The following is a 6,743-nucleotide window of genomic DNA, read 5'->3' as shown; positions in this document are numbered from 1 at the left end:
CTCTGCGGCCACACCTGAAGATCCACATCAGGGTCGTCCGTCATGTCAGCCATCACACGGGGTTGGGTGCTGCCGTCACCAGCGCGGAATGCCAGCCCCAGCACATTAACCCGCGCGCCCTTGATGTAACTGCCCGCTGCAATCATCTGCTTGATGGTTTGCTCGGCAATGAACTTGCCCATGCCATCGTTGATGCGTCGCCCGGTCAGAATCACCTGCGGGTGATAGCCAAGCGTCTCGGCCTTGTTCGTGAGGTAGTGGTAGGGGTCCACACCGATGCAGTGGCCGCCCACCAGGCCAGGGCTGAATTTCAGGAAGTTCCATTTGGTACCGCGTCAAGACCGTGGAATCTTGCTTCAAGCTCGCTGTGCTGTGCGGCAAAACGCTTTGCGTTGCCAGACTGCAGTTTTTTCAGGTTGAGCAGTTTCCACTTCAGCGCTGGCAGTTCTCTGAGATGCTCGAACGGCATCAGCTCCCAAACGGGTTCGGCTCGGACCAGCGATAGCAAAAACTCGCGGTGGTCCGGGGTCAGCCGCCTGGGCAATTGATCAATAAGGTCTTGCTGTGCCTTTTCAAGCAGTGCCAACGGGAGTTCATCTCGCGTCATGCCCTGAAACTCACTCAAGAAAGTTGCTGCCAAGGGCTGCTTTGTCGGGAACAGCACCTCATGCACTGGGCGGTTGTGGCCAGCAAGGTAGGCCACAAAGCAATCGATAAATGAACTCTGCCAGCCAAAGCGTGCCAGCATCTGCACCACATCGAAAATGTCACGCGGGTGCTGCCGGTCCATGGCCGCTACCAGCTTGCTGCCATAAAGCTCAGCGTATTCAGCACCGGCAGTGTCAGGCCTGTGGCGAACAACTCACGCGCCGCCGGTGCCAGAGGCATTTGAACGACGGGAAGGACCGTTCCACGAAAGACGAAGTTAACTTCAACCTTGACGCTGGCGAGCTCGTCTTCCACCAACAGCTTCACCTCATCGCCTAGTCTGGTCCGCAAGGGCGTGGCTCGAAACCCGCGAGCCTTCAGGGCCGCCTGTAATTGGGACAGAGCCATTGAGATGGCCTCCAAGGCGGCATCCCGCTCAAGCGTGTGGTCAGTGAATACGACATCGATATCCACAGAGAGGCGGGGCATATCCTGCACAAACAGGTTCAATGCAGTTCCGCCTTTCATCGCGAAGCATTGGGATTGAAAGACGGTCGGCGCGATGGCGAGCAACAGCCTGACGGTGTCAACGTATGTTTGGTTCATATTTTTTTCATACGCCTTTAAGGTCGAGTCGCTCACCGGATTTGGAAACCGCTATCCAGCGCTTGCCACCACCCAAACGTTGGCTTTGCAGGGCTGCCAATGGTGCCCAAGGCAGCTCCAATTCCAGGGCGATCGCGTGGGCAAGACGAACCACCTTGATGCGTGTGGTGTGCGTCAACAGCTTGTCGAGCACATCGTTGCGCACGCTCCTCAGCGCCTCGACGAGATGCCGGGCTTCGTCCAGCGATTGGCCCTTACCCACGTCGCTCAGCAGTTCAAGCAGCGCCCGTTCAGGCGTGGACACCAGAACGTCTGGCCGACCGGCGGGGAGCGACTGCAAGGCAAAACCCTTGGGCAGGTCGGCGTCGAAAAGTTGGGTTGACTGATACCGGCATTCGAACCTTTGCGTGAACCAGGCTGGCAGCGGCTTGACTCGGTCACCCCAAAGCGACAGCACTTCACGGAACGCCACGTTATGGCGCACACCACGCAAGCCCAGCGCAGTCTTGCCACCCACGTGCAAGCCAGTCACCTGATTGGAGAGGAACGCCAGGCAGGCATCGCGAGACAGCGTGTCACCTGGCAGCATGTACACCCCGCGGGCCAGATGCGTGAGCCAGCCGCTACGCGCCAGAGCCGATGCGCGGAATGTGCTGACACCATATTGCTGAAGACTCATCGTGCCCAACGGCTCACCACGCGGCAGCTTCGCCAGCACGTTCTTGAATGAAAAAACATCATTAGTTGATTCCATGAGGCAATTATAAGAAATATTTCATTCACTGCCAATAAGTGTGAATAGAAAAAAACTCAAAGTTACTCTCTGACGTCAACTTCATGATGTGCCAGGATCCATGGATTGCGGGTCAAGCTCTCCATGAACCGTCTGTCATTGCGAACGTAGTGTGGCAATCCATGAACCCGCTTTTTTCGACGATGGATCGCCGCGCTTCGCTCGCGATGACGGCCGGAGGTTCAAGGTCCGTGTGCAGTTTTGGTCGCCCGAAACAGGGCGCTCGCAATGACGGAGAGCGGCCTGAAATAACTACAAATTTAATAGCTGCCTGCGCCCGCCCCATATGGGCTATAGGCACATTAGGCACTTATTCATAGCCATCCGGATTCTGGATTTGCCAGCGCCGGGTCGGCATGGCACTGGGCCACATCTGCGCTCGCCGCTACCCAGCCGCCAAAGCCTGCACAACCTGCTTTACCGCAGCCTCCGGCGAGAACAGGCGCGCAGACAGTGACTTGCAGCGCGCCTGAATTTCAACATCCGTTTTCATTTCATTAACCAGCTGTTCTGCAAGAACACGCAGCGTATCAACCGATGCGTCGGTGCTGACCTTACCTACCCGTTCGTGATTAATCACATCTGCCAAATCATTACCCGGGTTGATGCTTGCCAAAACCGGCAAACCAGCTTGCATGTACGAAAGAAATTTTCCGGGGATGTTGTGCGTCTTGTGACGCGGGTCCAGGGCGACCACGCCAGCGTGGCACTGCGCATAAAGGCCCGGAATTTCGTCAAGCGGAATCGGCGTAAGACGACAGCCTTGGGTAGGCACAAGCCCGTCCGGCGCACGCGCAAATAACTCGACCATGACCGGGAAACGCTAGTCCTCTCACCATGGCAATTGCTCCTTGAGCTCATCCAGCGCAAGTTGTATGCGCTCATCCGGGTTGTCCTGCAGACTAAGCGTCAGCGACAGCGGATCCACCGCGCCGGTGCCCGGAAGCAGCGCCGGGGTGTAGCTCCAAAGCTGCCATTCGCACGCACCGGCCGCTGCCTCTGGCAACTCTTCAATGCCGGCCTGCGTGGCTGCCCGCCACTGCGCCGGGCTGATGGCGTAGATTGGCCACTTCGGTTCAGCCAGCATCGAATGGTGCGCCAGCGCGCTCAGCCCAGCCAGCAGCCTCGGCTGACCTGCGATGGCCATGTCATCGTGCACCCAGACGCTGCGCTTGACCGGCGTGCGCAGCATGGGTCTTGCCTGCTCCCAGGTCTGCCGTGGTGTGCGCTCCATCCGCAGACAGCGTGTCCGGCCAAGCATGTAAGGCGTGGCAATGCCAGCCGCCGTCAACTCCTTGACCGCTCTGGAGAGTGTCATCGGCGTGTAGCCCAAGGCAGCGGCAACAACAGACGGTTGCCATTCGGTTTGCCAAGGCCGGCGCAGCAAGGCCGTGATCAGCATGGCCTGCGCTGAGGGACTGAGCGTTGCCGCTGCAGCGATTGAACGGTGGCGAAAGTATTCACGCAAATCTATACCGAGATCTGGCAGGTAAAGCTGATTGCCGGGAACGATGAATGGCACCTTTTGCTCGATCAACCGTCTGCGCTCATAGGAGGCCAAGGCACCTGTGCAATAGAGAACCGGTTGCCCGGCAAGCACCCTCACTTTGTCTAACTGGACGCGAACCTCGCCGAGACGCGGCTTATCAGTCTTGAGATCGATCGCCAACAGGACAGAATGCCCCAGCAAGTCCAGTTCATTGATCTGAAATGCGTCCCGCAGGAAATACGGCAGTTCAGATTCCCGCGCCCACGGTCGAACCTCTGGGGCTGGAATGCCCAAGACTTCTTGAAGGTAGCGTTGAACGGCGGTATCCAGTGTCAGCACGGCAAGTCCATCACAATAACCAAATTAACGCACTATAACATGCTAAATGTTATAGTGCAAATTAAAGTTATACAACATCGTAAGGCCGCAGGTCGCGGCAATCCAGGGGTCATGGATCGCCACGGCCTGCGGCCTCGCGATGACGAAGGGGCTCCCGTCATTGCGAGCGCAGCGCGGCAATCCATCCCCCCTCACAACGGGCAGGCAAAAGTATCCGGCCGCGCCCGGTCAAACACCTCGTTGGCCCACAGCATCACAATCATCTCGTCAGTGCCAATGTTGGTAATGTCATGCGTCCAGCCGGGAACGGTTTCCACAATTTCGGGTTTCTCACCCGTGGTGACCAGCTCATGTGCCTGGCCAGTCTGCATGTGCCTGAACTTGAAGCGTGCCTGCCCCTTGATCACCAGAAACTTCTCGGTCTTGCTGTGGTGGTAGTGGCCACCCCGGGTAATGCCAGGGTGTGCCGTGAAATAAGAAAACTGCCCCGCATCAGGCGTCTTGAGCACTTCCACAAACACGCCACGCGGGTCAGCATGCTGAGGCACGGTGTAGGTAAACGACTCCACAGGCAGGTAGCTGACGTAGGTGGCATACAGCGCCCGCACCAGCCCGGTGCCCACGCGCTCGGTCATCAGCGTAGTGCGGCTGTCCTTGAAGGCCTGAATCTGCCGCGCCAGCTCGCCCATGGTGGTGCTGTACTGCGGCGCCACCTCCGTCATTGCGGACGCAGCGCGGCAATCCAAACTGCCTGGATTGCCACGTCGTTCCTCCTCGCAATGACGGCTGTCATCCATCAACCCCACAAAGCGCCCAATCACATCGTCCACATACACCAGCGTGACCGGTGCGGCCGGGTCGTTGACCTGAATGGGCAGGCCACGCGCAATGTTGTGGCAAAACGTGGCCACGGCCGAGTTGTAGTTGGGCTTGCACCATTTGCCAAAGACGTTGGGCAGCCTAAAGATGTGCACCGGCACCCGGTGGCTGCGCGCAAGCGCCAGCAAAGCGCCTTCGGCCCCGCGCTTGCTTTGGCCATAAGCGTTGTCGCGCCCGGCCTGGGCAGACGACGTGTAGACGATCGGCACCGACTTGCCAGTGGCCTCGGCCACGGCACCCACGGCCAGGCACAGCGCCCGTGTCAAATCCACATTACCCGACACGAACTCAGCCGGGTCTTGCGGCGGTTGATGCCCGCCAGGTGGAACACAAAGTCCACATCCTGCAGCAGCGCAGGCAGCTGGGCCACGTCATCGTCACGGGTAAAGCACACCACCTGCACGTCCTTGCGCTCGGCCAGGTGCAACTGCAGGTTTTTGCCAATGAAACCAATGGCACCGGTGATCAGAATTTTCTTGGTGTAACAGCTGGTTTACGTGGCACTGCGCATAACCGCTTGCAGACCCAAATCCATAGTCAACAGATCCAAGCCATTGCACAGGGCTGTAGCTGCAATCAGCGCATCTGGCAGCTTGACCTGGCGTGAGCGACGCAACTCAATCGCCTTGTCTTCAATGGCTGTGGAAATTGCCAGATAGGTAAATTGGGTCAACCGCTGCCGGATCAATGCATCCTCGCCAGCCGTAATACCGGGGTAGCCCAGCAACTCCATGCGCGTTACGGCACTGAAAGCGCATTGGTGCGCCATCAAGTCCGCGCTGCCCACCATTGCCAACACTTCGGGCGTTGATTTCAACATTCCCAAAATGACATTGGTGTCGAGCAGGTACTTAATGCCACTCATCGCGCAACTGCTGCTGTATGGCCAAGGGCGAACCGATAAAAGTTTGGGTGTTCTCCAACCCGCCGCACAGGCTAGCCAGGCTGGTGTCTGCTGGCTGGCTAACTGTCCTTGCTTGCCTGGCTCGCAAGAAATCAGCAAAGTCAAGAACCTCGGCCAGCAATGGTTCTGGCAAGGACTGGACCGCTTCAAAGAGCCGTTCTGAAGTTGTTGACATCGTATTCATCCGGTTAATTTTGACTATAGTAGTTTACGTTCTTGCCCTTTTCAAAGTGCATGCTGCTGCCAACTATTCCTCCGCCAGCGCGTGTTCACCCCGCGCAATGCGCTGCATAAAGTCGAGCTTGAGCAGCAGCGCCTTCATGCCCGCTACATCCAGCCGGGTGGTGTTGTGGGAGTGGTATTCCTCACTGTGCCAACGTTGGTAATGTCGTGCGTCCAGCCGGGAACGGTTTCCACAATTTCGGGTTTCTCACCCGTGGTGACCAGCTCATGTGCTGGCAGGTACCGCCAAATACCGGTCAGCATGTGCAAAGCTCCCGTCATCGCGAGGCCGCAGGCCGTGGCGATCCATGGCCCCGATTCGTCATCGCGAGCGCAGCGTGGCGATCCATCGTCGATAAAGCGGAGGCCGTGGATTGCCGCGCTGCGCTCGCAATGACGGGATTGGGGCGCTCGCAATGACAACCATGAATTCACTACAAATTTAATAGCTGCCTGCGCCCACCCCATATGGGCTATAGGCACATTTGGCACTTATTCATAACCATCCGGATTCTGGCTTTACCAGCGCCGGGCGTCTACTTACATTTCTGCCAGCGAGCGATGGGCCTGGCAGCCGAACTGCTGTTGCGCCAGCGCCGGGTCGGCATAGTAACCAGTCGGCCCTGCAAAATCCACTTTCAGCGATTTGAGACGAGCACCGACATGGCAAATCCTGCCCCCAGGCACTGACTGCCAGCGACTGTCACACCTTGAGTGAGCTGTTTGACAACAAAGCGTGTCCAATACGCGAGCCAAAACAGGCACAGCAAAAAGCCCTTGAGGCCCAGACGCACCACGGCCCGCATCAACCAGCGCAAGTTGTAGCCCACGGCGCAGCACAGCGCGTGGAGCGCGTCCCCCGT

At 58.0% G+C, this 6,743-nt stretch carries 7 protein-coding genes and 3 pseudogenes; all 10 read right to left on the bottom strand.

Features of this window, described 5'->3' with window-relative positions:
• Positions 1-332 (bottom strand): annotated as a pseudogene (locus tag B3F77_RS09125) (nucleotide sugar dehydrogenase); the annotation flags it as partial.
• A pseudogene (locus B3F77_RS09120) lies at positions 311-1,176 on the bottom strand (nucleotidyl transferase AbiEii/AbiGii toxin family protein). The pseudogenes B3F77_RS09120 and B3F77_RS09125, both read right to left, overlap by 22 nt.
• An 85-nt stretch (positions 1,177-1,261) precedes the next feature.
• Positions 1,262-2,008 carry a type IV toxin-antitoxin system AbiEi family antitoxin domain-containing protein gene (locus B3F77_RS09115; RefSeq protein WP_293604653.1) on the bottom strand — a complete coding sequence of 249 codons (747 nt, stop codon included), beginning with the start codon at positions 2,006-2,008 and terminating at the stop codon, positions 1,262-1,264.
• A gap of 424 nt (positions 2,009-2,432) precedes the next feature.
• Positions 2,433-2,858: a hypothetical protein gene (locus B3F77_RS09110; RefSeq protein WP_293604652.1), complete on the bottom strand. Its 426-nt coding sequence runs from the start codon at positions 2,856-2,858 to the stop codon at positions 2,433-2,435.
• 21 nt (positions 2,859-2,879) lie between these two features.
• The gene (locus B3F77_RS09105) at positions 2,880-3,875 is read right to left on the bottom strand and encodes a hypothetical protein (protein ID WP_293604651.1); all 996 of its coding nucleotides are present in this window, start codon (positions 3,873-3,875) and stop codon (positions 2,880-2,882) included.
• Between the two features lie 191 nt (positions 3,876-4,066).
• Positions 4,067-5,226, bottom strand: a pseudogene (gene wbjC, locus B3F77_RS09100) (UDP-2-acetamido-2,6-beta-L-arabino-hexul-4-ose reductase).
• A gap of 21 nt (positions 5,227-5,247) precedes the next feature.
• Positions 5,248-5,619 (bottom strand): type II toxin-antitoxin system VapC family toxin, encoded by a 372-nt coding sequence (locus tag B3F77_RS09090; protein ID WP_293604648.1) that lies wholly within the window; start codon positions 5,617-5,619, stop codon positions 5,248-5,250.
• Positions 5,606-5,833, bottom strand: a complete 228-nt coding sequence (locus B3F77_RS20970) for a DUF2281 domain-containing protein (RefSeq protein WP_414702987.1) — start codon at positions 5,831-5,833, stop codon at positions 5,606-5,608. The genes B3F77_RS09090 and B3F77_RS20970 overlap by 14 nt, the downstream gene beginning before the upstream one ends.
• A gap of 72 nt (positions 5,834-5,905) precedes the next feature.
• On the bottom strand, positions 5,906-5,995 hold the full coding sequence (locus B3F77_RS20965; RefSeq protein WP_414702986.1) for a hypothetical protein: 90 nt from the start codon (positions 5,993-5,995) through the stop codon (positions 5,906-5,908).
• Between the two features lie 523 nt (positions 5,996-6,518).
• A partial coding sequence (locus B3F77_RS09075) for a hypothetical protein (RefSeq protein ID WP_293604659.1) occupies positions 6,519-6,743 on the bottom strand: 225 nt, incomplete at its 5' end.

Source organism: Polaromonas sp. UBA4122, from assembly GCA_002381615.1.
GTDB lineage: Bacteria > Pseudomonadota > Gammaproteobacteria > Burkholderiales > Burkholderiaceae_C > Polaromonas.
The sequence above is the reverse complement of the archived record's forward strand: the minus strand, read 5'-3'. Positions and strand labels throughout refer to the sequence as shown.